This window comes from Glycomyces sp. NPDC046736 (assembly GCF_040645615.1).
Classification (GTDB): domain Bacteria; phylum Actinomycetota; class Actinomycetes; order Mycobacteriales; family Micromonosporaceae; genus Glycomyces.
Window position 1 is genome coordinate 82,300 of sequence record NZ_JBEYYO010000021.1, and the last position, 22,669, is coordinate 104,968.

Below are 22,669 nucleotides of genomic sequence, written 5' to 3' on the forward strand. Positions count from 1 at the left end.
GTCGTACCCCGGGGGTACGGTGTCTCCCCACCCACCGAGTGAAACCCCGGGCCGGCGCGGCCGCGCACAGCCCACAAGTGACTTGGAGCGAACATGAGCAAGGCTGCGAAGCCACCGGCGATTAAGCCCCACCTCGCCGACCGCCACGACCTGATCCGCGTGCAGGGCGCGCGCGTGAACAATCTCAAGAACGTGAGCGTCGAGATCCCCAAGCGCCGCTTGAGCGTCTTCACCGGCGTGTCCGGCTCCGGCAAGAGCTCGCTGGTGTTCGACACCATCGCCGCCGAGTCGCAGCGGATGATCAACGAGACCTACAGCGCGTTCCTCCAGGGCTTCATGCCCTCGCTCGCCCGCCCCGAGGTCGACTTCCTCGACGGCCTGACCACGGCGATCATCGTCGACCAGGAGCGCATGGGCGCCAACCCGCGCTCCACTGTGGGCACCGCCACCGATGCGAACGCGATGCTGCGCATCCTCTTCAGCCGCTTGGGCGACCCGCACATCGGCCCGCCCGACGCGTTCTCGTTCAACGTCCCGTCGGTGACCTCCAGCGGCGTGATCAAGGTCGAGCGCGGCGGCAAGTCGATCGCCGAGAAGGCCACCTACAACCGACTCGGCGGCATGTGCCCGCGCTGCGAGGGCATGGGCCGCGTCCAGGACTTCGACCTCACCGCCCTGTTCGACGAGGAGAAGTCCCTCAACGAGGGCGCGCTCACCATCCCGGGGTACACGATGGACGGCTGGTACGGCCGGATCTACCGCGGCTGCGGCTTCTTCGACCCCGACAAGCCCATCAAGAAGTTCAACAAGAGGGAGCTCCACGACCTGCTCTACAAGGAGCCCACCAAGATCAAGGTCGAGGGCGTCAACGTCACCTTCGAGGGCCTCATCACCAAGATCGAGAAGTCGATGCTCTCCAAGGACGTCGACGCGATGCAGCCGCACATCCGCGCGTTCGTCGAGCGGGCCGTCACCTTCCAGTCCTGCCCCGAGTGCGAGGGCACCCGCCTGGCCGCCGAGGCCCGCTCCTCCAAGATCAACGGCAAGTCGATCGCCGACCTGTGCCGGATGCAGATCTCCGACCTCGCCGACTGGATCCGCAAGGTCGACGACCCGTCCGTGGCCCCGCTGGTTGGCGGCCTCCAGCATCTCCTCGACTCGTTCACCGAGATCGGCCTGGGCTACCTCTCGCTCGACCGGCCCGCGGGCACCCTCTCCGGCGGTGAGGCCCAGCGCACCAAGATGATCCGCCACCTCGGCTCCTCGCTCACCGACGTCACCTACGTCTTCGACGAGCCCACGATCGGCCTCCACCCGCACGACATCCAGCGCATGAACGACCTGCTGCTGCGCCTGCGCGACAAGGGCAACACGGTCCTGGTGGTCGAGCACAAGCCCGAGGCCATCGCGATCGCCGACCACGTGGTCGACATCGGCCCCCACGCGGGCACCAAGGGCGGCGAGGTCGTGTTCGAAGGCACCGTGGAGGGCCTGCGCGCCTCAGGCACCCTCACCGGCAACCACCTCGACGACCGCGCCCGCCTCAAGGACGAGGTCCGCAAGCCCACCGGGGCGCTCGAAGTGCGCGGCGCCAGCGCCAACAACCTCCAGGACGTCGACGTGGACCTCCCGCTGGGCGTGCTCTGCGTGATCACCGGCGTCGCCGGTTCGGGCAAGAGCTCCCTGATCCACGGCTCGATCCCCGAGGAGGGGGTCGTCTCGATCGACCAGAGCGGCATCCGCGGCTCGCGCCGTTCCAACCCGGCCACCTACACCGGGCTGCTGGAGCCGATCCGCAAGGCCTTCGCCAAGGCCAACGGCGTCAAGCCCGCCCTGTTCAGTTCCAACTCCGAAGGCGCCTGCCCGGTCTGCAACGGTGCGGGGGTCATCTACACCGACCTCGGGATCATGGCCACGGTGGAGTCCACGTGCGAGGCCTGCGGCGGGAAGCGGTTCCAGGCCGCGGTCCTCGAGTACAAGCTCGGCGGTCGCGACATCAGCGAGGTCTTGGCCATGCCGGTCACCGAGGCCGAGGCGTTCTTCAAGGACGGGGACGCCAAGCTCCCGGCCGCGCACAAGATCCTCTCGCGCCTGGCCGACGTCGGCTTGGGCTATCTCAGCCTCGGCCAGCCGCTGACCACGCTCTCCGGCGGCGAGCGCCAGCGCCTCAAGCTCGCCACCCGCATGGGGGAGTCCGGCGGCGTGTACGTGTTGGACGAGCCGACCACCGGCCTGCACCTGGCCGACGTGGAGCAGCTGTTGGGCCTGCTCGATCGCCTGGTCGACGCGGGCAAGTCGGTGATCGTCATCGAGCACCACCAGGCGGTCATGGCCCACGCCGACTGGATCGTCGACCTCGGCCCGGGTGCGGGCCACGACGGCGGCAAGGTCGTGTTCGAGGGCACGCCCGCCGACCTCGTCAAGGCCCGCTCCACGCTCACCGGCGAACACCTCGCCGCGTATGTAGAGGCCTGATCCCAAGGCCCGCAACGGGTTCCGTTGCGGTCTACAACTTCAAGCTCGAACCAGCGCCCGGGGGCTTCCGCTCCCGGGCGCTCTCGTGCTATGGTTCATTAGTCAAGTAATGAACCTCTGAACCGATCAACCGAACCACTAGACCGAAGGAGGCGAGATGTTCGATGACGGCACGCCGATCTACCGGCAGATCGCCGACCAGATCAAAGCCGAGATCATGAACGGCTCGCTCGAACCGGGAGGCAAGGTCATGTCGACCAATCAGTACGCCGCGTTCTACCAGATCAACCCGGCCACGGCCCAGAAGGCGTTCCGCGAACTGGTCGACGAGGGCGTCCTCTACAAGCAGCGCGGCGTCGGCATGTTCGTCGCCGACGACGCCCGCGAGCGCCTCGCCGCCGACTTCCGCGAGCGGTTCTTCGAGACCGTCCTGGCCCCGCTGGTCCGCGAGGCCCGCCAGGCCGGCATCCCCCTGACCGACATCATCGACTACCTCCGAACGCAAGAAGGTGCCCTCCAATGAGCTTCGCCGTCAATCTCCGCGACGTGACCCTCCGCTACGGCGAGTCCGAAGCGCTCGCCGACGTCAACTTGACCCTTGAGGCCGGGAAGATCTACGGCCTGCTCGGCCGCAACGGCGCGGGCAAGACCAGCCTGCTGAGTCTCCTGGCGGCCTTCCGGCGGCCCACCTCCGGTGAGGTCCTCGTCGGCGGTGAGCCGGTGTGGGAGAACGCCCCGATCGTCTCCCGCGTGGCCCTGGTTCGCGAGGGCGGCGACTTCGACGATTCCGACTCGGTCAAGTCCGCCATCTCCACCGGCGAGCTGCGCCCCAGCTTCGACGCCGCCTACGCCCTCAAGCTCGCCGACAAGTTCGAGCTGCCGCTGAAGAAGAAGGTCCGCGAGCTCTCGCGCGGCAAGCGCTCGGTGCTGGCCGCGATCACCGGCCTGGCCGCCCGCGCCGAGCTGACCATGTTCGACGAGGTCCACCTCGGCATGGATGCGCCCACCCGGGACGCGTTCTACAAGGAGCTCCTCGCCGAGTACATGGACCGCCCCCACACCGTGGTCATGTCCACCCACCTCATCGACGAGGTCGCCAACTACCTTGAAGAGGTCGTCATCGTCGACCGCGGCCGCGTGCTCGTCCACGACGAGGTCGAGGCCTTCCAGGGCCGCGGGGCCACGCTCACCGGCCCGGCCGACAAGGTCGACGCGGTCGCCGCGGGGCTCGAAGTCCTCGCCGAGCAGCGCCTGGGCGGCACCAAGAGCGCCACTGTGGCCGCCCTCGACGGCGAGGTCCGCGCCCGAGCGGCCGACGCCGGACTGGAGATCGGCCCGGTCGGCCTCCAGGACCTCTTCATCCACCTGACCGACCCCGAACGCACCGGAGCCTGATCATGTCCGAACTGACCCTCACCAACCGGCGCTTCGCCCTCGGGGTCGGCATCTTTACCGACTGCCTGAAGTACTTCGCGTGGTGGATCGTCGCGGGCGTCATCGCCGCCATCGCCATCCCGCTCATCGTCGGCCAGTGGGCCGACGTGAACATGTCCGGCTGGTACCACGCGGGGAACGTGGCGAAGATCTGGACCGCGATCCTCGCGGGCGGATTCCTGTACTCGCTGATGCCCACCCTGGTCGCCGTCGGCGTCACCCGCCGCGAGATCGCCGGCGCGATGGGCGTGTTCGGCCTGCTGTGGGTTCTCGCGTTCGCGCTGCTCACGCTGGCCGGGTTCCTCGCCGAGCACACCTATTACGACCTGCTCGGCTGGAGCCAGGGCATCGACCAAGAGACCCCGATGCCGCTGGAGACCTACGGCGAGGTCTTCGCGTTCATCCTGCCCTACCCCCTGACGTACGCCGTGTACTTCACCGGCGGCGCCCTGATCGGCGCGGGGGCCTACCACTCCGACGCGGGCTGGTTCATGTTCATCCCGGTCATCCCGGTCGGTCTCGCCCTGGACGACCTGCTCTCGAAGGTCGACCCGTGGGGCCCGGGCTGGCTCGTCCACTTCGTCACCGGCAGGGCCGAGTTCAGCCCCTGGGTCGCCGCGGCCGTGGCCGTCGCCGTCCTCGCCTTCGGCGTCTGGGCCACTCGCCGCCTCATCGTCAACTCGCCGATCCGCGGGAAGGCGGCGTGACCATGAACGACCGACTCGCCTCTCGCCGCTACCGGCTCGGCCTGAGCCTCTTCCGCGGCTCGGTGCTGTGGCTGCGCTGGAGCCTCCTGTTGTGGGTGGTGGCCACCCCGATCCTCTCGGTGGCCCTGTCGAACGTGTTCGAGGTCGGGCTGTGGACCATCACCGCCTCGATCTTCCAGTGGTTCGTGGCCGTCACGGCCGGGTTCTGGATCTACCAGAACCTCCCGGCCAGCATCGCCCGCGGCATCACCCGCCGCGAGCTCACCGTCGCCTACCTCGTGTTCGGCGCGCTCACCACGGTGGGGACGGCGGCGCTCGTCACCGCCGGGTTCGCCGCCGAGCACGCGCTCCTCGCCTGGTTCGCCGAACCGTTCGGCACCTGGGGCGAGGCCCTCGGCCAAGGCGCCCGCTACCTGCTGATCACGCCCATCTACTTCTTCACAGGCACGTTCATCGGCGCGGCCGCCGCCCGCTTCGCGGGCCGGGCCTGGTTCACGATCGCGGTGCTCCTGGGCACCGGCCTCCACTACACGGGCCTGCTCGCCCTGGAGTTCCGCGACCTCGGATCGGGCGGCGTCGCCGCCTGGATCGCGATCGCCCTCGCCGTGGCCGCCGTGCTCGTGACCGCCTCAGTGCTCACCTTGCGATCCGCGCCCGTCGCGGCGAAATGAGGCCCGCCATGACCGCCCTGCTCACCCAGCGCAAGTACCGCCTCGCGGCCCGGCTCGCGAACGACACCGCCCGCACCTTCGGGCTCTGGCTCACCGCCGCCTTCGCCGTCCTGCTCGTCGGCTCGCTGGTCTACCGCGCCGTCACCGGCGAGTACGCGCAGGTGGCCCAATGGGCGATCCTGGCGATCCCACTGGTCATGGCCGGTGCCGCGTGGTTCCATCTCGTGAAGGGCCAGCCGAGGGCGATCGCCAACGGCCTCACCCGAAAGGAGTTCATTACCGCGTTCGCGCTGTACGGCGCGGTCACCGTGGCCACGGCCGCGCTGCTCACCCACCTCGGTATCGCCGTCATCGGCCTGTTCGCCACCTACAAAGGCGCCGAGCACGGCTTCAGCTTCTACGGCACCGGCTGGCTCGACTCCTTCGCCAGGCCCGCCCTGTGGTTCGCGATCGGTGCCGCGGCCGGAGCGGCCATGCTCCGCTTCGGCACCGGCCTCCTCGGCGCGTTCCTCGCAGGGCTGATCGCCGCCGCCGGCCTCTACCGGTCCGTGGCGATCTCCCTCGTCGTCAACGCCGACGGCGAATCCGGCACCCTCGTCGAGGTTCCCGTCGCGATGAACTCGACCTCCATGGCCTGGGTCGACCTGGCCCTGACCGCCGCCTTCGCCCTTCTTGCCCTCGCTCTGCTCGCCCGGGCCCCGATGCGACCCAAGCCGGCCTGAGCCATGGGCCTCATCGGAGCGCAGGTGCCCTTCCCTCTTCTGGTGCTGGCCGCCTGCATCGCGGCGGGCATGGTGGCCGGGCTCCTGCTCACCACCGGCCCCGCGCCCGCGCGCCGCACGGCCCGCACCACACCCTCCGGCGACCCCTCACGGGAAGCGTGCGGCGAGTGGGACACTGGAGGACGGCCAGTTCACGCTTCGGAAGGTCAGCACATTGTCGATCCAGCCCATCCGCATCTTCGGCGACCCGGTCCTGCGCACGGCCGCCGAAGACGTCGACACCTTTGACAAGGAACTGCGCGGCCTCGTGAAAGACCTGCTCGACACCATGCGCGACGAAGGCGGCGCCGGGCTGGCCGCCCCGCAGCTGGGCGTCTCCAAGCGGGTCTTCTCCTTCGACGTCGACGACGTCGTCGGCCACATCGTCAACCCGGTCCTCGAATTCCCCGACGAGGAGGAGCAGGACGGCCCCGAAGGGTGCCTGTCCCTCCCCGGGCTCTACTTCGACACCGTCCGCCGCCAGAACGTGGTCGCCAAGGGCTTCAACGAATACGGCGACCCCCTCCAGATCGTCGGCACCGGCCTCATGGCCCGCTGCCTCCAGCACGAGACCGACCACCTCGACGGCATCATCTTCATCGACCGCCTCGACGCGGACCGCCGCAAAGCCGCGCTCACCGAGATCCAGGCCCAGGACTGGTACAACGAAGACGTGAAGGTGAAGGTCACCCCCCACGACGCCAAAGGCGTGTTCTTCAAGTCCTAGGCAGCGAAAGGCTCCACGTGTCCATCCAGCCAGTCCGCCTGCACGGCGACCCGGTGCTGCGCAGCAAATCCGAACCGGTCACCGCGTTCGACCGCTCCCTGCGCCGCCTCGTCGAGGACCTCCACGACACCCTCGACGACCAGCGCGGCGCAGGCCTGGCCGCGCCCCAGATCGGCGTCAACCTCCGCGTCTTCGTCTACGACCTCGAAGGCCGCCGCGGCCACATGGTCAACCCCGTCGTCCGCACCATCGGCGACCAGACCCAGGACCGCGAACTCGAAGGCTGCCTCTCGCTGCCCGGCGGCCTCTACTACCGCCGCGTGCGGCACCTCAAAGCCGTCGCCAGCGGCTTCGACGTCGACGGCCGCCCGATCGAGGTCCGCGGCAACGGCTTCATGGCCCGCTGCCTCCAGCACGAGGCCGACCACCTCGACGGCGAGCTGTTCATCGACGGCCTCGACCCCGACACCCGCCGGGCCTTCGAAGCCGACCTGCGCCGCCAGAGCTGGCACCAGGCCGAACAGACCAGCGTCCCTGCCGGTCGCAGCGAACTCGGAGGGGTGTTCTTCAAACGATGAGGCTGCTCTTCGCAGGAACCCCGGAGGTCGCGCTGCCGACCCTCGCGGCCCTCCACGACTCCCGCCACGAGATCGTCGCCGTCCTCACCAGGCCCGACGCCCGCACCGGACGCGGCCGCAAGGTCTCCCGCTCGCCCGTCGCCGCCTGGGCCGACGAGCACGGCGTCGAAGTCCTCACCCCCGCCAAACCGCGCGAACCCGAATTCCTCGAACGCCTGCGCGACCTCGACGTCGACCTCGTGCCCGTCGTGGCCTACGGCGCGCTCGTCCCGCCCGCGGCCCTGGAGATCCCGCGCCTGGGCTGGATCAACCTGCACTTCTCGCTCCTGCCCGCCTGGCGCGGCGCCGCCCCCGTCCAGCACGCCGTGCTCGCCGGGGACGAGATGACCGGCGCGTGCGTCTTCCAGCTCGAATCGGGCCTGGACACCGGCCCGGTCTACGGCCGACTCACCGAGCCCATCGACCCCGCCGACACTTCCGGCGATCTCCTCGACCGCCTCGCGGTCGCCGGGGCCCGCCTCACCGCCGACGTGGTCGACGCCCTCGACATCGGCGCCCTCGTCGGCGAACCGCAACCCGACGACGGCGTCTCCTACGCCTCCAAGATCACCGTCGACGACGCCCGCGTCCGCTGGAGCGACCCGGCCTTCGCCGTCGACCGGCGCATCCGCGCCGTCACCCCCGCCCCCGGAGCCTGGACCGAATTCGAAGGCCAGCGCCTGCACCTGGGCCCGGTCACGGTCGACCCCGACGGGCCCGCGCTCGCCCCCGGCGAGGTCGCCCTCGCCAAGCGAAGCGTCCACGTCGGCACCGCCACCGACCCCGTCCGCCTCGACCGGGTCAAACCCGCCGGGAAGCAGCTCATGGACGCCGCCGCCTGGGGCCGCGGCCTCCAGACCGAGAATCCGAGGTTCGCATGAGCGACAACCGAAACCGCTCCCGAGGCAAGCGCCCCCGCGACGAAGGCGAACGCGCCCGCCCGCACGTGAACCCGCGCCGCGTGGCCTTCGACGCGATCAGCGCCGTCACCGCCGACAACGCCTACGCCAACCTCGTGCTCCCGCGCATGCTCGCCGAGACCGACAACACCGGCCGCGACGCCGCGCTCGCCACCGAACTCGCCTACGGCACGCTCCGCAGCCTCGGCACCCTCGAAGCGATCCTCGCCGCCGCCTCCGGCCGCGATGTGCGCGAACTCCAACAGGACCTCCTCGACGCCCTCTGCCTGGGCGCCTACCAGCTGCTGTACATGCGCATCCCGCCGCACGCGGCCGTCGCCACCACCGTCAGCCTCGTCAAGGCCGCCGTGTCACCGCGCGTCTCAGGGCTCGCCAACGCCGTGCTCCGCAAGGTCGCCGCCAAGGACCTCGACCAGTGGTGCGACGAACTGGCCACCGGCGACCGCCTCGCCGACCTCGCACTGCGCCACGCGCATCCGAAGTGGATCGCCGCCGAGTTCGAAGCGGTCATCGGCCCCGACGAGCTCGCCGACGCGCTGGCCGCCGACAACGCGGCCCCGCCGGTCCACTTGTGCGCCAAGCCCGGCCGCATCACCAAGGGCGACCTCTCGCGCGAGACGCGCGGCGGCGAACACGGCCGCTGGTCGCCGTACGCGGTGTACCTGCCCGGCGGCGACCCGGGCAAGGTCCGCGCGGTCGCGGTGGGCCAGGCCCACGTCCAGGACGAGGGCTCCCAGCTCGTGGCGGTGCAACTCGCCGAGACGCCATTGGAGGGCCCGGACGCGGCCTGGGTCGACCTGTGCGCCGGCCCCGGCGGGAAGACCGGCCTGCTCGGGGCGATCGCGGCCGAGCGGGGCGCGCGATTGGACGCGGTGGAGATCCAGCCGCACCGCGCCGAACTGGTCGCCAAGGCCGCCAAGGGACTTCCGGTGAAGGTCCACACCGGCGACGGCCGCGAGTTCGGCGAGGCGAACTCGGCCGACCGGGTCCTGGTGGACGCGCCGTGCTCAGGGCTCGGCGCGCTGCGCCGCCGCCCCGAAGCGCGCTGGCGCAAGCAACGGGGGGACATCGACGACCTGGTGCCGCTGCAACGCGAGCTGCTCGCGTCGGGTCTGCGTCTGGCCAGGCCCGGCGGGATCGTGGCCTACGTGACCTGCTCGCCGGTCACGGCCGAGACCGAGGAGGTCGTGGCCGAGGTCCTCAAGGCCGGGGGAGCGGAGCTCGTCCGCGCCGACTGGCTCACCGCCCGCGTCCCCGATGCCGAGCGCGGCGAGTTCGCGCAGCTGTGGCCCCACCGCCACGGCACGGACGCGATGTTCCTGGCGCTGCTGCGCAAGACCGCGTAAGCGGTAACACTCCTGCTCGCCCGCGCCAGGGCCGGTCCGTGGCGCGGGCTTCGCGCTGCCCCGCGTCCTTTTGCCGGGTGTGGTCGCTTAAGTCACCGCTTCGGGAGCGCTACCATTCATCGACAAGAGTAAATATAATCCCCGGGTTACCGGCAAACCTAGGAGCAATCATGAATCGAAGGCAGAGGCTCGCGGCCATCGTCGCGGGCGCCGCCACGGCGGTCGCGACCGCCCTGAGCGCGGGCTTCCTGTTGAGCCCGGGCGCGGGCGCGCAGGACGCGGCGCAGTCGCAGGCGCTGTGGACGAACCCCGACACGCAGGCGGCCCGCTGGGTCAGCCTCAACCCCGGCGACTCGCGCGCGGCCGTGATCGACGAGCGCATCGCCCAGACCCCGGCGGGCAACTGGTTCACCCAGCACAACCCGTCCACGATCCAGGGCCAGGTGGCCGAGGTGGTCGCCGCCGCGGCCGCCGACAACGCCGCCCCGATCCTCGTCGTCTACAACATCCCCAACCGCGACTGCGGCGGGCACTCCGGCGGCGGCGCGCCCTCCCACCAGGCCTACCGCGAGTGGGTCGACGCGTTCGCGGCCGGGCTCTCCGGTCCGGCCTACATCGTCCTCGAACCGGACACGCTCCCGCACAACTGCTCGAACGAGACCGAGCGCCAGGAGATCAACCAGTCCCTGACGCACGCGGTGCAGGCCATCAAGAACGCCGACTCGCAGGCCAAGGTCTACATCGACATCGGCCACTCGGCCTGGCTCGCCCCGGCCACGGCGGCCCAGCGCCTCCAGGACGCGGGCGTCCAGTACGCCGACGGCTTCGCGCTCAACACCTCGAACTACCGCACCAGCGAGGAGTCCGCCGGGTACGCCCAGCAGATCCAGGGCATCATCGGCTCGGACAAGCGCGCGGTCATCGACACCAGCCGCAACGGCAACGGCCCCTTGGGCTCTGAGTGGTGCGACCCCGAGGGCCGCGCGATCGGCAACTACCCGACCACCTCGACCGGCAACAGCGCCGTCGACGCCTACCTGTGGGTCAAGCTCCCCGGCGAGGCCGACGGCTGCGCCGGTTCGGCCGGGCAGTTCATCGCCGACCTCGCCTACCAGCTCGCGACCGCCGCCGGTTCGGACTGGCCCGGCCAGGTCGACCCGACCGACCCGCCGAGCGAGGACCCGTCCGAGGACCCCACGACCGGCGGCCCGTCCGATTCGGACTGCACCGTCACGGTCGAGCCGGTCAGCGACTGGGGCTCGGGCTGGCAGGGCAAGGTCTCGATGACCTCGACCGAACCGGTCAACGGCTGGAACCTCTCCTGGACCTGGCCCGGCTCCCAATCGATCGAGAGCAGCTGGAACGTGCAGCTGACCTCCTCGGGCGCCAACGTCACGGCCTCTGACGTGGGTTGGAACGGGACGATCTCGGCAGGCCAGTCGCAAGAGTTGTTCGGCTTCGTGGCCTCCGGCCCGGCGGTCGAACTGGAATTCGCCTGCTGATCCGAGATCACTACGGACACTTAGCGCCCGGTGTGAGGGCGAATGGGCCGGATTCGACTCCGCACCGGCCCTCACACCGGACCCAGGTGTCCGGCCTGCGTCGCGGTGAAGCGACCTACACTGTCCGTGTGGCACAGTTCCAAGCGGCGCAGGCCGACACCGTCATCGCACCGAGCCTTCTGGCAGCGGACTTCGCCCGTCTCGCCGAGGCGGCCGCCGCGGTCGAGGGCGCCGTCGACTGGCTCCACGTGGACGTCATGGACAACCACTTCGTCCCCAACCTCACGCTCGGCCCGCCGGTCGTCAAGTCCCTCAAGGCCGCCACGGACATCCCGCTCGACTGCCACCTCATGATCGAGGACCCCGAGCGCTGGGCCGTGGGCTACGCCGAGCTCGGCGCCCACAACGTCACCTTCCACGCCGAGGCCTGCGAGGACCCCGCGGTCCTGGCCAAGCGCCTGCGCGCCGCGGGCACCAAGGCCGGCCTCGCGATCGACCGCGACACCGCGATCGAGGACTACCTGGAGATCCTGCCCGAGTTCGACACGCTCCTGATCATGACGATCAAGGCCGGGTTCGGCGGCCAGGCGTTCATCCCCGAGACCCTCGACAAGGTCCGCACCGCCCGCGCCCACGCCCGATCGGGCCACCTCGAACTGCGCATCGAAGTCGACGGCGGCATCGCCGAGGACACGATCGCCGCCGCCGCCGAAGCCGGGGCCGACGCCTTCGTGGCCGGCACCGCGGTCTACGGTGCGGCCGACCCCGCCGACGCGGCCCGGCGCCTGAGGGCCCGCGCCGACGCGGCGCGATCATCCGGATGAGCCCATGGCAGCCTCCACCCCCGAACTGGTCCTCATCGCCGACGCCGATCCCGAGCTCGCGGAGTTCCTCGCCGCGCGCCTGAGGGCCGACGGCTTCGACACCGCGCTCGCGCGCGACGGCTACCAGGCCCTCGCCGGGATCGCGCTGCGCAGGCCCGGCATCGTCCTCTTGGAGACCGACCTGCCGTTCATCGACGGCCTGGCCCTGACCCGCCAGCTGCGCGCCGACCCGGCCACCGCGAGCCTCCCGATCATCCTGCTCGGCGCCCAGGCCTCCTCGGCCGACAAGATCGCCGGGCTCAAAGCCGGAGCCGACGACTTCATCGCCAAGCCCTTCGACCCCGCCGAGGTCTCCGCCCGCATCGACTCAGCGATCCGCCGCCACCGCGAGGTCCGCGAGTCCTCCCCGCTCACCGGGATGCCCGGCAACGACCGCATCCTCCGCGAACTCCAGTCCTGGATTAAACGCGGCGACCCGTTCGCGTTGTGCTACATCGACATCGACCACTTCAAAGCGGTCAACGACGTGTACGGCTTCGTGCGCGGCGACGAGTTCATCAAAGGCCTGGCCGAATGCGTCTACGCCGCCGCGGGCGACGCCGGGGCCGCCCCGGTCTTCCTCGGGCACGTCGGCGGCGACGACTTCACCATCCTGTGCCTGCCCGACCACGCCGAAGCGGTCACCGGCTTCCTCAACGACCACTTCGACCGCCGCGTCCGCCTCCTGTGCGACCCCCGCGACGTCCAGCGCGGCTACATCGAGCACACCGACCGCAGCCGCCGCATGACCCGCTCGCGCCTGCCCACGCTCTCGACCGGCGTGGCCCTCTCGACCCAGCGGCGCTTCACCGACGCCTACGAGGCCGTCGCCGAGGCCACCACCCTCAAGAGCGTCGCCAAATCCCACACCGGGAACTACGTGGCCTTCCCCGACGGGCGCACCCCCGGCAAGTCCGGCCGCCGCCCGGTGTTCTGGACCAACAACGACCGCTGAACCGGCGAGTGTCGGGTACCTCACAGTACGGACCGCGGCGGAATAGCGGCGTGGCACAATTCCTTGTATCAAACGCGCGTCAGCGGGGTCGGTGAAATTCCGAGCCGGCGGTGAGCGGCCCCAGGGCCGCGAGTCCGCGACCCGTCCGCAACCAGCGGACGGTTGACCTGGTGAGAATCCAGGACCGACGGTTAAAGTCCGGATGGGAGCAGACGCAACGCGGGAGGCCACTGGTGGCCCCTGCGAGCCATTCTTCTGCCCCGCCTGCGTGCCCTTATACACCGCAGCAGGTAGGGGGTCCCACCCGTGTTCACCGGAATCGTCGAAGAGCTCGGCGAAGTCGTCAAGGTCAGCGAGGCGTTCCTCGCGGTCAAAGGCCCGCTCGTCACCTCCGACGCCGCACTCGGCGACTCGATCAGCGTCAACGGCGTGTGTCTCACCGTCGTCCAGGTCGAAGACGACGTCTTCACCGCCGACGTCATGGAGGAGACCTACCGCCGCACCGCGATCGGCGGCCTCCGCGCAGGCGACCGCGTCAACCTCGAACGCGCCGCCACCCTCACCACCCGCCTCGGCGGCCACCTCGTGCAGGGACACGTCGACGGCGTCGCCGAGATCGTGGGGCGCACCCCCGCCGCCGAATGGGAGGAAGTGACCTTCCGCCTCCCGCCCGGCCTGGCCAAATACGTGGTCGAGAAGGGCTCCATCACCGTCGACGGCACCTCCCTCACCGTGGCCGCCATCGAAGGCGACGAGTTCACCGTCGGCCTCATCCCCACCACCCTCGAAGCGACCACCCTGGGCCGCAAGACCATCGGCGACCCGGTCCACATCGAGACCGACGTCGTTGCCAAGCACGTGGAAAAGCTGCTCCAGACTGGAGAACTCCGATGAACGACATCCGCCTGGACAGCGTCGAAGACGCGATCGCCGCCATCAAGGCAGGCAAGCCCGTCATCGTCGCCGACGACGAAGGCCGCGAGAACGAAGGCGACATCATCTTCGCCGCCGAAGACGCGACCCCCGAACTGGTCGCCTTCACCATCCGCCACAGCGGCGGATACCTCTGCGTTCCGATGACCTCCGACCGCGCCGACCTGCTGCAACTGCCCCCGCAGGCCACCAAGAACCAGGACCCGCGAGGCACCGCCTACACCGTCTCGGTGGACGCGCTCCGCGGCATCGCCACCGGCATCTCCGCCGCCGACCGGGCCCACACCATCAACGTGCTCGCCGACCCCGAGACCCTCGCAGCCGACCTCAGCCGCCCCGGCCACGTCGTGCCGCTGCGCGCCAAGGAAGGCGGCGTGCTCGTCCGCACCGGCCACACCGAGGCCGCCGTCGACCTCGCCCTCCTCGCGGGCAAGCAGCCCGTCGGTGTCCTCAGCGAGGTCATGAACGACGACGGCACCATGATGCGCCTGCCCGAACTGCGCGCCTTCAGCGACGAGCACGGCCTCAAGCTGATCACCGTCGCCCAACTCGTCGCCTGGCGTCAACGCAACGAAGTGCACGTCAAGCGCCTCGCCGAAGCCCGCCTCCCCCTGGAAGCAGGCCAGTTCACCGCCGTCGGCTACCGCGCCGTCCACGACGACAACGAGCACGTCGCCCTCGTCAAGGGCGACATCGGCGACGGCGAGGACGTCCTCGTGCGCGTCCACTCCGAATGCCTCACCGGCGACGCCTTCGGCTCGCTGCGCTGCGACTGCGGCCCCCAGCTCCAAGCCGCCCTGCGCGCCGTCGAGGCCGAAGGCCGCGGCGTGGTCCTCTACATGCGAGGCCACGAAGGCCGCGGCATCGGCCTGGTCCACAAGCTCCAGGCCTACCAGCTCCAGGACCAGGGCCGCGACACCGTCGACGCCAACCTCGAACTGGGCCTGCCCGCCGACGCCCGCGACTGGGCCACCGGCGCGCAGATCCTCGCCGACCTCGGCGTCAAGTCGATGCGCCTGCTGACCAACAACCCCGACAAGCGCGCCGGGATCGAAGGCCAGGGCCTCGAAGTCATCGACCGCGTGGCGCTGCCCAGCTACGCCACGCCCGACAACCTCGCCTACCTGACCACCAAACGCGACCGCATGGGGCACCTCCTCGCCGACCTGCCCCAGCTCGCACCCGTCGCACGAGAGGCCGCCTGACATGGCAGGACACGGAGCACCCGAAGTCAAGGTCCCCGACGCGGCCGGGCTCACACTCGGCATCGTCGCCACCGAATGGAACGCCGACGTGGTCGGCCAACTGCTCAAGCGGGCCCTCGACGCCGCCGCCGACGCCAAAGTCGCCGACGTCAAGGTCCTGCACGTGGCCGGAGCCGTCGAACTCCCGATCGCCGCCCAGGCCCTCGCGCGCCGCTACGACGCCGTGGTCGCCCTCGGCACCGTCATCCGCGGCGGCACCGCCCACTTCGACTACGTCTGCAAGTCCGTCACCGAAGGCCTCACCCGGATCGCGCTCGACGAGTCGACCCCCGTAGCCCACGGCGTGCTCACCGTCGACAACCAGGAGCAGGCCCTAGCCCGCGCCGGCTATCCGGACTCCACCGAGGACAAAGGCTACGAGGCGGTCGTGGCCGCCCTCGGCGCCGCGCTGGCGATCCGCTCGCTCGACTGAGCAGCACGAAGCCGCCGCACTCGTCGAGTGCGGCGGCTTCGTCGTGTCATGAGAAGTGCTGGAACTCTTCCCAGAGTTCGTCCCAAGGCTCGACCGGCCCCCGGCACACGCCGATGATCCGGCCCTGCTCCTCGTTGTCCACGCCCACTTCGTTGTCGAGCACGCCTTCGGCCGTGCAGGTCTCGAAGTACTGCGAGACCCGCTCCAGCGGCAGGCCCACGGTGACGACTGCCGTCGCGGTCTGGGGCGGCGGCCCGTACTCGTGGAGTTCGTTGTGGCCGCTGTAGATCGGCGGCAGTCCCCACCCGTACCGGTCGAGCGCGCCCGCCTCGCCGTAGTTCGCGGTGATCACCACCGCTTCATCCGAGTCCGGCATTTCCGAGACCACGATCTCGACCTGGTAGGTGTATGCCTCCCAACCGATCTGGTCGGGCACCGACTCGTTCATGACCACCACGGGCGTCTCACCCACGACCGCGATCGGGACCAGTGGCAAGGCCACCACCCCTGAGACCGCCGCGTTGAGCACCACCGCAGTGACCAGGATCGCCCTGCGGCCCTTGGACTTCGCCCACGCCGCCACCGGGACGCACCCGGCCGCGTACAGCGCGATGAGCAGCCCGATCGGGTAGTACATCTGCCCGCCGGTGGCGAACACGACGACCAGCAGGATCGGATACGCGACCGCCAGGGCCCGCACCGCGCGCCACTCGGGCCGCCGCAGGAGCGCCCAGATCCCGGCGATCCAGACCGGTACCAGGAACGTCCCCAGCAGCACGAACTGGAACGGCAGCAGGATCATCCGGTTCTCCGCGCCGTCCCCGTCGGCGATGGCCTCGGCCATGCGCAGCTGCGGCCAGTCGTTCACGGCCTGGTAGATCAGGTTCGGCGACCCGACCACGAGCGCGATCCCCAGGCCCGCCCACAGCCACTTCGACGCGAGCGCCTTGCGCGGCCCGACCGCGAGCAGCGCCGCGGCGAGACTCACGAGCAGCAGCACGATCAGATGCTTGTTGTAGAGCCCGATACCGGTCACGGCCCCGGCCGCGAGCCACCAGCGCGGCTCGCGCATGAGCGCCCGCACCGCGAACAGCAGCACCGCCGACCACACCACCAGGTCCACTGTGGCTGTCGAGAGCAGGTGTCCGAACGCCAGCGCCACCCCGGCGAACGCCAGGCCCCACACGCACAGCGCCTGCGCGGCCTTGCCGCCGCCCAACTCGCGCACCAGAAGCGCGCCGATCCACAGCACCCCGACCATGCACAGGATCGAGGGCACCCGCATGGCCCATACCGAGTCGCCAAGCAGCGCGATCGCGGCGCGGCCGAGCAGCGGGGTCAGCGGCGGCTGGTCGGCGTAGCCCCAGGCCGGTTCGAGCATCCGGAAGTACAGCTCGTCCCGGTGGTAGTCGTAGCGGGCGTTGGTGACGGCGAGGACCGTGGCGAGCACGAGGCTCGCCGCGATCGGGTGCGCGCGGTCGAGGGGTCGCATCTGGCGCCTTTCGAGGGTTTGCTGAGCCGAGTAGATAGTCCCCCAATGTCCCCCCGAGCGCAATCCCACCCCCCTAATGGGACCCGCGCATCGCCGCGATCGCCTCGTGGAAGGCCGGGGTCGCCCGCTCGAAGTGCTCGGTGAGCACGGCCAGCTCTTCGGCGGTGCAGGAGGCGAAGATCTTGGCGAGGCGCTCCCGGGCCGGCGCGAGGGCCGCGTCCAGGTCGGTCTCGTCGGTTTCGACGGCTTCGACCAGGACGCGGCGCCGGTCGGCGGGGTCGGGGACGCGCCGGACCCGGCCGTGCTCTTCGAGCCGGTCGATGAGCCTGGTGGTGGCCCCGGTGGTGAGCCCGGTCTTGGCGGCGAGCTCGCCGGAGGTCATGCGGCCGTGGAAGGCGAGGGTGCCGAGCGCGTAGAAGTCGGTGGGCCCCATGCCGACCGCCTGCGACGTGGCGAGGCCGTGGAGGACCACGGCGTTGAGGTAGCGCGGGTAGACCTCGCCGAGCCTCGCGAAATCGGGACTTGACACTGGCGGTTCCCTTCCTTAAGCTAATATCTGCATGAAGGCAGAGAATGTTTTCATGCAACTACTGCGTCAAACTACCAGAAGGAGCCCTTGGATGGACACCGCACAGGACCGCACCGCGATCGAAGCCCGCATCACCGCCGCCGCCCGGGCCTGGGCCTCCGGCGACGGCGCGGCCTATGGCGCGAACTTCACCGACGACGCCACCTACGTCACGTTCGTCGGAACCCTCTACCACGGCCGCGAGGAGATCGGCCGCGCCCACCAGGCCCTGTTCGACAAGTTCCTCAAGGGCAGTGTCCTGGTCGACGACATCACCGACGTCCGCTTCCTCGGCCCCGACGCCGCGATCGTGACCAGCCGCGGCGACGTGGCCAAGCACGGCGCGCGCCCCGGGCGCCTGTCCAAGGTCCAGACCTACACGCTGCACCGCGAGGCCGACGGCCAGTGGCGCATCGCGGCCTTCCACAACACCAAGCGCAAGCCGGTCATGGAGAAGGTCTCGTTCGCGTTCGCCCCCGAGACCGCGCCCGCCGTGCGATGATTTCGCCGCTCCCGGCTCGTCTTGACAGGTACACCAACCGAGGAGTCGACATGAGCAGCGCGAAGCCGCAGACGATGGACCACACCTTCACCGCGCCGATCGAGAAGGACGGCGCGTTCCCCACCTTCATCACCGTGCCCGGCTCGGCCGAGTTGCTCGGCACGCGCCGGGCCGTGAAGGTCACCGGGACGCTGGACGGCCACGAGTTCGCCGCCACGCTGATGCCCTCGGGCACCGGCCCGCACTGGCTTCCCGTCAGGGCCGCCCTGTGCAAGGCGATCGGCAAGAGCGAGGCAGGCGAAGAGGTGACCGTCCACCTCGCTCAGCGGCTCACGTAGCGTCCACGCGCGCGAAGTAGGCCTCGACCAGCGGTGCTCCGATCCCGGTCATCCACTGCTCGAACGTGAGCAGTCCGGGGTGGATCTTCCGCAGCGCCGCGATGTCGACCGCGATCCGGTGCTCGTTGATGGCTTGGAGTGTGTCGGCGGTCGACTCGCTCGCCTCGCGGATCTGCGCGATCGGGATGCCCACGTACGGCACGTCGCGCCCGGTCACGCGGGCGATGAGGGCGGCCTTCTCGACCTGGGTCAGGTCGTCGCCTGCGAGGTCGTACGCCTTGCCCGCGTGGGCCCGCGGATCGGCGAACGCGATCGCGGCGAACGCGGCGATGTCGTCGGCCGCGATGAGCGGCTCGTACGTGTCGGCCCACAGCGGCGACACGAGCGAGCCGTTCTGGAGCTCGCGCGGTGAGTCGAAGGCGTTCTCCATGAACGCCGTGGGGCGCAGCACCGTCAGCGGCAGCCCGGTCTCGCGCAGCGCGGCCTCGGCGGCGGCCTTGTGGTGCAGCATGTCCAGCGCCGCTTCGAGCGGCGTGCCGATCCCGACCGAGGAGCTGTGGACGAGGTGCGTCGCGCCGGCGGCCTTCGCGGCCGCCCCGAGCTTGGCGGCCGAACGCGCCTCGTGGTCCGTGTCGTGCCCGTACGGCCCGCCCGCGTAGGCCCCGGCGTGGACGCTGAAGACGCCCCACACGCCCGCCGCGGCCCGGTCGAGCGAGTCGCGGTCGTCCAGGTCGCCTTCCACGACTTCGGCCCCGACCGCCTTGAGCGCCAAGGCTTTCGCGCTCGAAGCGTCGCGGGTCAGCGCCCGCACCTTCCATCCCTCGGCCAGCAGCCGCGAGGCCACCGCGCCGCCCTGCCTTCCGGTCGCGCCGGTCACGAGCACGGTCTTGTCGTCATGCGACATGAGGAGTCCCTTCCGTTTCCAGGGCCGCCGGATAGTATCGGACGTGGCGACCCGGTTGATGAAACGGAACAGTACACCCGTTTAAGGGCCTGAGCGAGAGGGGGCGCGCCTATGAACACCGCGACGCGAGTCGAAGAGCAGGGCCGCAGGGCCGAGCGCGTCGACGCCCAGCGCAACCGCCAGAAGGTCCTCGTCACCGCCGACCGCCTCTTCGCCGAGCGCGGCACCGCCGTCACCCTGGGGGAGATCGCCGCCGCGGCGGGCGTCGGCGCGGGCACCGTCTACCGGCATTTCCCCACCAAGGAAGCCCTGATGGCCACGGTGCTCGACCTGCGCACCGAGCAGCTCACCGCCCGCGGCCGCGCCCTCCAGCGCGAGTGCGCGCCAGGGGAGGGGTTCTTCGCGTTCCTGCGCCACGTCGCCTACCAGGCCTTCGCCAACCGTGCGATCTGCGAGGCCCTGGCCTCCCGCGGCGAGTGGCAGCAGCCGCTCAAGGCGGTGGGCCGGTGCCGTATCGACTCCCCGCTGGCGAACCTGCTGGACGACGCCCAGGCCGTCGGCGCGGTGCGCTCCGACCTCGACGTGGAGGACGCCCGCGCGCTCATGCTCGGCTTCGTGGCGATGGCCCAGACCCTCGACTCCGCCGAACGGGCCTGGGACCTCACGAAAGTCCTCCTCGAAGGCCTCCGTCCGGAACGAAACGAAAAGTTTCGTAACGAAATCGCGATCGAACCCGATTCCCGTAACGAAACGAAACGGAACTGCCCGGTCTGCGACGGCCCGATCGCGCTCCCGTCCACGGGCCGCCCGCCCAAGTACTGCTCCTCGGCCTGCCGTCAGAAAGCGTTCCGCGACAAGCGCAAAGCCGCCTGAACCCCGCGCCGGGAGGTTCAGGCGGCCGCCGCTCAGGTCGAGAGCGAGTAGCTGTTGCAGGTGAAGTCGTAACCGGCGGCCGCCGAGGTGATCTCCCAGCCGAACTGGATCTGGTCGATGCGCACGTTCGGCATCCGGCCCTGGTTGACCAGCCACTGGCAGTGCGCGGTGATGTTCACCGTGGAGTTGGTGGTGTGGGTGTGCGCCAGGAAGCTGTAGACGGCGTTGGAGCCGTTGCTGCCCTGGTAGTACGACCAGTTACGGCCGCCGAGGTTGACGTTCTGGACGAACGAGCCCAGCGGTCCGACCGGGCCGTGCCACTGCGTCCAGATCATGATCTCGTGGTCGTGCCCGTTGCCCCACACGTCGTAGGCGCTGTTGTAGGCGAGCCCCGAGCCGCTGGTCGGCACCGTGATGTTGTGCGAGCTGGACACGTTCCCCATGTTGGAGACGTTGCGCCCCAACGTGTAGGAGACGTTCGGGTAGGACTTGATGCCGCCGGTGTTCGGGTGGTTCGCCCACACGCCCCAGTTCGACTGCGAGTTGGCCCAGATCGTCTGGGAGCCCGCGCCCGAGCCCCAGATGTTGTTGTAGAGCGTGTACGCGCCGGTGGTCCAGTTGCCCCACTGGTCCGAGGACGACCAGGCCGCGGCCTGCGCGGGGGACTGGAGGGCGCCGACGGCGCCCGCGGTGGCGAGCGGGGCGGCCAGGGCGGCGGTGATGAGCGATCTGCGTCGCATGGGATGCGCCTTTCGGGAGAGTCGCGGTTTCAGTCATCGACTTCGAAGAATGTCGATGAATTAATTAGAGCATACGACCAAATTAATGTCCAGATCCGCAGCGCCCGCTCAGCGCCCCCGCGTGATCCGTGTCTCGGCCGTCCCGCACTGCGGTCGCACGCGTGCGTCGCCGTCGCCGTTTCCCGCCGCGCCACGTAGCATTACCGGTCGTGAAGACCTTCGAGCAGCTCTACGCCGAACTCGCCGAGAAAGCAGTCACCCGCCCCGAGGGGTCGGGCACCGTCGCCGCCCTCGACGCGGGCGTCCATGCCATCGGCAAGAAGATCGTCGAAGAGGCGGCCGAGGTCTGGATGGCCGCCGAATACGAGTCGGACGAGGCCGCGGCCGAGGAGATCTCCCAGCTCCTCTACCACCTTCAGGTGATGATGGTCGCCCGCGGCATCAGCGTCGACGACGTCTACCGGTACCTCTAGCCCTCCCGAAAGGCCATTCGCATGCTCCGCATCGCCGTGCCCAACAAAGGTGCGCTCTCCGAGGGCGCGACCGACATGCTCACCGAGGCCGGCTACCGCCAGCGCCGCTCCAGCCGCGACCTCCAGTCCGTGGACGCGGCCAACGGGGTCGAGTTCTTCTACCTGCGTCCCGGCGACATCGCCACCTACGTCGCCTCCGGTGACCTCGACCTCGGCATCACCGGCCGCGACCTCGCCGTCAACTCCGGCGCCGAGGTCGAAGAGGTTCTTTCGCTCGGCTTCGGCCGCTCCACCTTCCGCTACGCGGCCCGCCCGGGCACCGTCGACTCGGTCGCCGACCTCGACGGCAAGCGCATCGCGACGTCGTATCCCGGCGTGGTCCAACGCGACCTCGAAGCCCGCGGGGTCTCGACCTCGATCGTGAAACTGGCGGGCGCGGTCGAGAACGCGATCGCCCTCGGCGTGGCCGACGCGATCGCCGACGTGGTCGAAACCGGCACCACCCTCAAGCAGGCCGGCCTCGCCGTCTTCGGCGACCCGATCATGCACTCCGAAGCGGTCCTGGTCCGCAAGTCCGGCAACGGCCACGGCACCGGCGTCGAGCAGCTGCTGCGCCGCTTGCGAGGTGTCCTCGTGGCCCGGTCGTACGTGATGCTCGCCTACGACGTGCGCGCCGAGCTGCTCGAAGCCGCGGTGGAGCTGACGCCGGGAATCGAGTCCCCGACGATCTCGCCGCTTCATCGGGAAGGGTGGGTGGCCGTGCAGTCGATGACCGAACGCGTCGACCTCCACCAAGTAATGGACGCCCTGTACGAGCTGGGTGCTCGGGGCATCCTGGCCTCGAACATCGACGCCTGCCGCCTCTAGTCGTCGGTTCGGCGACTGAAAGGCCCAGACGCTTCGCGTCTGGGCCTACTCACGTTGGCGGCGCGGGCGGAGCGGTAACGCGAGAAGAAGTCGGGTCCGCAATCGCCCCCGGTTGCAATGATCGCGAGAGGGTACGACACTCCGGCGCGGCGCCGTACCCCGCGGTCGGGCGTGTCGCGACGCAAGCGCCCCCGGTTCAAGTGATCGCGCGAGCCACCGACACTCCTCGCCGCTCCCGCTCCCGCTCCCGCTCCCGCTCCCGCTCCCGCTCCCGCTCCCGCTCCCGCTCCCGCTCCCGCTCCCGCTCCCGCTCCCGCTCCCGCT

General features: G+C 70.2%; 25 protein-coding genes and 1 riboswitch. Of the genes, 21 read left to right on the top strand and 4 right to left on the bottom strand.

The features are described 5' to 3' along the window. Positions 1 to 93: 93 nt before the first annotated feature. The 16 genes from AB0B28_RS19320 to ribH all read left to right on the top strand — a co-directional run bounded on the left by AB0B28_RS19320 (position 94) and on the right by ribH (position 15,588). Positions 94 to 2,475, top strand: a complete 2,382-nt coding sequence (locus AB0B28_RS19320; protein WP_360123104.1) for an excinuclease ABC subunit UvrA — start codon at positions 94 to 96, stop codon at positions 2,473 to 2,475. A 157-nt stretch (positions 2,476 to 2,632) separates the two neighbouring features. Further along, positions 2,633 to 2,998 carry a GntR family transcriptional regulator gene (locus AB0B28_RS19325; protein ID WP_360123107.1) on the top strand — a complete coding sequence of 122 codons (366 nt, stop codon included), beginning with the start codon at positions 2,633 to 2,635 and terminating at the stop codon, positions 2,996 to 2,998. After that, positions 2,995 to 3,870 (top strand): ABC transporter ATP-binding protein, encoded by an 876-nt coding sequence (locus AB0B28_RS19330; RefSeq protein ID WP_360123110.1) that lies wholly within the window; start codon positions 2,995 to 2,997, stop codon positions 3,868 to 3,870. The genes AB0B28_RS19325 and AB0B28_RS19330 overlap by 4 nt, the downstream gene beginning before the upstream one ends. A gap of 2 nt (positions 3,871 to 3,872) precedes the next feature. After that, the gene (locus AB0B28_RS19335) at positions 3,873 to 4,616 is read left to right on the top strand and encodes a hypothetical protein (protein WP_360123112.1); all 744 of its coding nucleotides are present in this window, start codon (positions 3,873 to 3,875) and stop codon (positions 4,614 to 4,616) included. Positions 4,617 to 4,618: 2 nt separating this feature from the next. Continuing rightward, positions 4,619 to 5,287: a hypothetical protein gene (locus AB0B28_RS19340; protein ID WP_360123115.1), complete on the top strand. Its 669-nt coding sequence runs from the start codon at positions 4,619 to 4,621 to the stop codon at positions 5,285 to 5,287. Between the two features lie 8 nt (positions 5,288 to 5,295). Beyond that, positions 5,296 to 6,009 (top strand): hypothetical protein, encoded by a 714-nt coding sequence (locus AB0B28_RS19345; RefSeq protein ID WP_360123118.1) that lies wholly within the window; start codon positions 5,296 to 5,298, stop codon positions 6,007 to 6,009. 214 nt (positions 6,010 to 6,223) lie between these two features. Then, a complete protein-coding gene (gene def / locus AB0B28_RS19350) occupies positions 6,224 to 6,775 on the top strand; it encodes a peptide deformylase (protein ID WP_360123121.1) in 552 nt (183 codons plus the stop codon). A gap of 17 nt (positions 6,776 to 6,792) precedes the next feature. After that, entirely contained in the window at positions 6,793 to 7,353 is a 561-nt protein-coding gene (gene def, locus AB0B28_RS19355; protein WP_360123124.1) for a peptide deformylase, read from the top strand. Further along, positions 7,350 to 8,273: a methionyl-tRNA formyltransferase gene (gene fmt / locus AB0B28_RS19360; RefSeq protein WP_360123127.1), complete on the top strand. Its 924-nt coding sequence runs from the start codon at positions 7,350 to 7,352 to the stop codon at positions 8,271 to 8,273. Before def (AB0B28_RS19355) ends, fmt begins: the two co-directional genes overlap by 4 nt. Continuing rightward, the gene (locus tag AB0B28_RS19365; protein WP_360123130.1) at positions 8,270 to 9,658 is read left to right on the top strand and encodes a transcription antitermination factor NusB; all 1,389 of its coding nucleotides are present in this window, start codon (positions 8,270 to 8,272) and stop codon (positions 9,656 to 9,658) included. The genes fmt and AB0B28_RS19365 overlap by 4 nt, the downstream gene beginning before the upstream one ends. Before the next feature lie 170 nt (positions 9,659 to 9,828). After that, positions 9,829 to 11,160 (top strand): glycoside hydrolase family 6 protein, encoded by a 1,332-nt coding sequence (locus AB0B28_RS19370; RefSeq protein ID WP_360123133.1) that lies wholly within the window; start codon positions 9,829 to 9,831, stop codon positions 11,158 to 11,160. 128 nt (positions 11,161 to 11,288) lie between these two features. Next, on the top strand, positions 11,289 to 11,984 hold the full coding sequence (gene rpe, locus AB0B28_RS19375; RefSeq protein WP_360123136.1) for a ribulose-phosphate 3-epimerase: 696 nt from the start codon (positions 11,289 to 11,291) through the stop codon (positions 11,982 to 11,984). A 4-nt stretch (positions 11,985 to 11,988) separates the two neighbouring features. Beyond that, positions 11,989 to 12,978 (top strand): response regulator, encoded by a 990-nt coding sequence (locus AB0B28_RS19380; protein WP_360123139.1) that lies wholly within the window; start codon positions 11,989 to 11,991, stop codon positions 12,976 to 12,978. Positions 12,979 to 13,052: 74 nt separating this feature from the next. Then, positions 13,053 to 13,196, top strand: a riboswitch (FMN riboswitch). Positions 13,197 to 13,284: 88 nt separating this feature from the next. Next, a complete protein-coding gene (locus AB0B28_RS19385; protein ID WP_360123142.1) occupies positions 13,285 to 13,872 on the top strand; it encodes a riboflavin synthase in 588 nt (195 codons plus the stop codon). Beyond that, positions 13,869 to 15,116, top strand: a complete 1,248-nt coding sequence (locus AB0B28_RS19390; protein ID WP_360123145.1) for a bifunctional 3,4-dihydroxy-2-butanone-4-phosphate synthase/GTP cyclohydrolase II — start codon at positions 13,869 to 13,871, stop codon at positions 15,114 to 15,116. The genes AB0B28_RS19385 and AB0B28_RS19390 overlap by 4 nt, the downstream gene beginning before the upstream one ends. Before the next feature lies 1 nt (position 15,117). Next, positions 15,118 to 15,588: a 6,7-dimethyl-8-ribityllumazine synthase gene (gene ribH, locus AB0B28_RS19395; protein ID WP_360123148.1), complete on the top strand. Its 471-nt coding sequence runs from the start codon at positions 15,118 to 15,120 to the stop codon at positions 15,586 to 15,588. A 46-nt stretch (positions 15,589 to 15,634) separates the two neighbouring features. On the opposite strand, the gene AB0B28_RS19400 is transcribed toward ribH, so the two are convergent. Beyond that, positions 15,635 to 17,080, bottom strand: a complete 1,446-nt coding sequence (locus AB0B28_RS19400; protein ID WP_360123151.1) for a glycosyltransferase family 39 protein — start codon at positions 17,078 to 17,080, stop codon at positions 15,635 to 15,637. A 73-nt stretch (positions 17,081 to 17,153) separates the two neighbouring features. Continuing rightward, positions 17,154 to 17,609, bottom strand: a complete 456-nt coding sequence (locus tag AB0B28_RS19405; protein ID WP_360123154.1) for a MarR family transcriptional regulator — start codon at positions 17,607 to 17,609, stop codon at positions 17,154 to 17,156. Between the two features lie 91 nt (positions 17,610 to 17,700). Between AB0B28_RS19405 and AB0B28_RS19410 the strand changes: the two genes are divergently transcribed. Next, a complete protein-coding gene (locus AB0B28_RS19410; protein WP_360123157.1) occupies positions 17,701 to 18,150 on the top strand; it encodes an SgcJ/EcaC family oxidoreductase in 450 nt (149 codons plus the stop codon). A 50-nt stretch (positions 18,151 to 18,200) separates the two neighbouring features. Further along, entirely contained in the window at positions 18,201 to 18,488 is a 288-nt protein-coding gene (locus AB0B28_RS19415; RefSeq protein ID WP_360123160.1) for a DUF1905 domain-containing protein, read from the top strand. Here AB0B28_RS19415 and AB0B28_RS19420 read toward each other — a convergent pair. Then, positions 18,481 to 19,392, bottom strand: coding sequence for an NmrA family NAD(P)-binding protein (locus AB0B28_RS19420; RefSeq protein WP_360123163.1), 912 nt, complete (start codon positions 19,390 to 19,392; stop codon positions 18,481 to 18,483). The two genes, AB0B28_RS19415 and AB0B28_RS19420, sit on opposite strands and share 8 nt — an antisense overlap. A 111-nt stretch (positions 19,393 to 19,503) precedes the next feature. On the opposite strand from AB0B28_RS19420, the gene AB0B28_RS19425 reads away from it, so the two are divergent. Next, positions 19,504 to 20,265 carry a TetR/AcrR family transcriptional regulator gene (locus AB0B28_RS19425; protein WP_360123166.1) on the top strand — a complete coding sequence of 254 codons (762 nt, stop codon included), beginning with the start codon at positions 19,504 to 19,506 and terminating at the stop codon, positions 20,263 to 20,265. Positions 20,266 to 20,297: 32 nt separating this feature from the next. On the opposite strand, the gene AB0B28_RS19430 is transcribed toward AB0B28_RS19425, so the two are convergent. Beyond that, positions 20,298 to 21,005 (bottom strand): hypothetical protein, encoded by a 708-nt coding sequence (locus AB0B28_RS19430; protein ID WP_360123169.1) that lies wholly within the window; start codon positions 21,003 to 21,005, stop codon positions 20,298 to 20,300. A gap of 209 nt (positions 21,006 to 21,214) precedes the next feature. On the opposite strand from AB0B28_RS19430, the gene AB0B28_RS19435 reads away from it, so the two are divergent. Continuing rightward, positions 21,215 to 21,478 carry a phosphoribosyl-ATP diphosphatase gene (locus AB0B28_RS19435; RefSeq protein WP_091034543.1) on the top strand — a complete coding sequence of 88 codons (264 nt, stop codon included), beginning with the start codon at positions 21,215 to 21,217 and terminating at the stop codon, positions 21,476 to 21,478. A 21-nt stretch (positions 21,479 to 21,499) separates the two neighbouring features. Next, the gene (gene hisG / locus AB0B28_RS19440; protein ID WP_360123173.1) at positions 21,500 to 22,345 is read left to right on the top strand and encodes an ATP phosphoribosyltransferase; all 846 of its coding nucleotides are present in this window, start codon (positions 21,500 to 21,502) and stop codon (positions 22,343 to 22,345) included. The last annotated feature ends 324 nt before the right edge of the window (positions 22,346 to 22,669 follow it).

Coding starts and splice junctions, on each gene's coding strand:
- AB0B28_RS19420 (WP_360123163.1), bottom strand. CDS start 19,392: ATGTCGCATGACGACAAGACCGTGCTCGTGACCGGCGCGACCGGAAGG.
- AB0B28_RS19325 (WP_360123107.1), top strand. CDS start 2,633: ATGTTCGATGACGGCACGCCGATCTACCGGCAGATCGCCGACCAGATC.
- AB0B28_RS19380 (WP_360123139.1), top strand. CDS start 11,989: ATGGCAGCCTCCACCCCCGAACTGGTCCTCATCGCCGACGCCGATCCC.
- AB0B28_RS19335 (WP_360123112.1), top strand. CDS start 3,873: ATGTCCGAACTGACCCTCACCAACCGGCGCTTCGCCCTCGGGGTCGGC.
- AB0B28_RS19415 (WP_360123160.1), top strand. CDS start 18,201: ATGAGCAGCGCGAAGCCGCAGACGATGGACCACACCTTCACCGCGCCG.
- AB0B28_RS19320 (WP_360123104.1), top strand. CDS start 94: ATGAGCAAGGCTGCGAAGCCACCGGCGATTAAGCCCCACCTCGCCGAC.
- ribH (WP_360123148.1), top strand. CDS start 15,118: ATGGCAGGACACGGAGCACCCGAAGTCAAGGTCCCCGACGCGGCCGGG.
- AB0B28_RS19400 (WP_360123151.1), bottom strand. CDS start 17,080: ATGCGACCCCTCGACCGCGCGCACCCGATCGCGGCGAGCCTCGTGCTC.
- AB0B28_RS19410 (WP_360123157.1), top strand. CDS start 17,701: ATGGACACCGCACAGGACCGCACCGCGATCGAAGCCCGCATCACCGCC.
- AB0B28_RS19370 (WP_360123133.1), top strand. CDS start 9,829: ATGAATCGAAGGCAGAGGCTCGCGGCCATCGTCGCGGGCGCCGCCACG.
- AB0B28_RS19340 (WP_360123115.1), top strand. CDS start 4,619: ATGAACGACCGACTCGCCTCTCGCCGCTACCGGCTCGGCCTGAGCCTC.
- AB0B28_RS19365 (WP_360123130.1), top strand. CDS start 8,270: ATGAGCGACAACCGAAACCGCTCCCGAGGCAAGCGCCCCCGCGACGAA.
- AB0B28_RS19345 (WP_360123118.1), top strand. CDS start 5,296: ATGACCGCCCTGCTCACCCAGCGCAAGTACCGCCTCGCGGCCCGGCTC.
- hisG (WP_360123173.1), top strand. CDS start 21,500: ATGCTCCGCATCGCCGTGCCCAACAAAGGTGCGCTCTCCGAGGGCGCG.
- AB0B28_RS19390 (WP_360123145.1), top strand. CDS start 13,869: ATGAACGACATCCGCCTGGACAGCGTCGAAGACGCGATCGCCGCCATC.
- AB0B28_RS19425 (WP_360123166.1), top strand. CDS start 19,504: ATGAACACCGCGACGCGAGTCGAAGAGCAGGGCCGCAGGGCCGAGCGC.
- AB0B28_RS19430 (WP_360123169.1), bottom strand. CDS start 21,005: ATGCGACGCAGATCGCTCATCACCGCCGCCCTGGCCGCCCCGCTCGCC.
- AB0B28_RS19330 (WP_360123110.1), top strand. CDS start 2,995: ATGAGCTTCGCCGTCAATCTCCGCGACGTGACCCTCCGCTACGGCGAG.
- fmt (WP_360123127.1), top strand. CDS start 7,350: ATGAGGCTGCTCTTCGCAGGAACCCCGGAGGTCGCGCTGCCGACCCTC.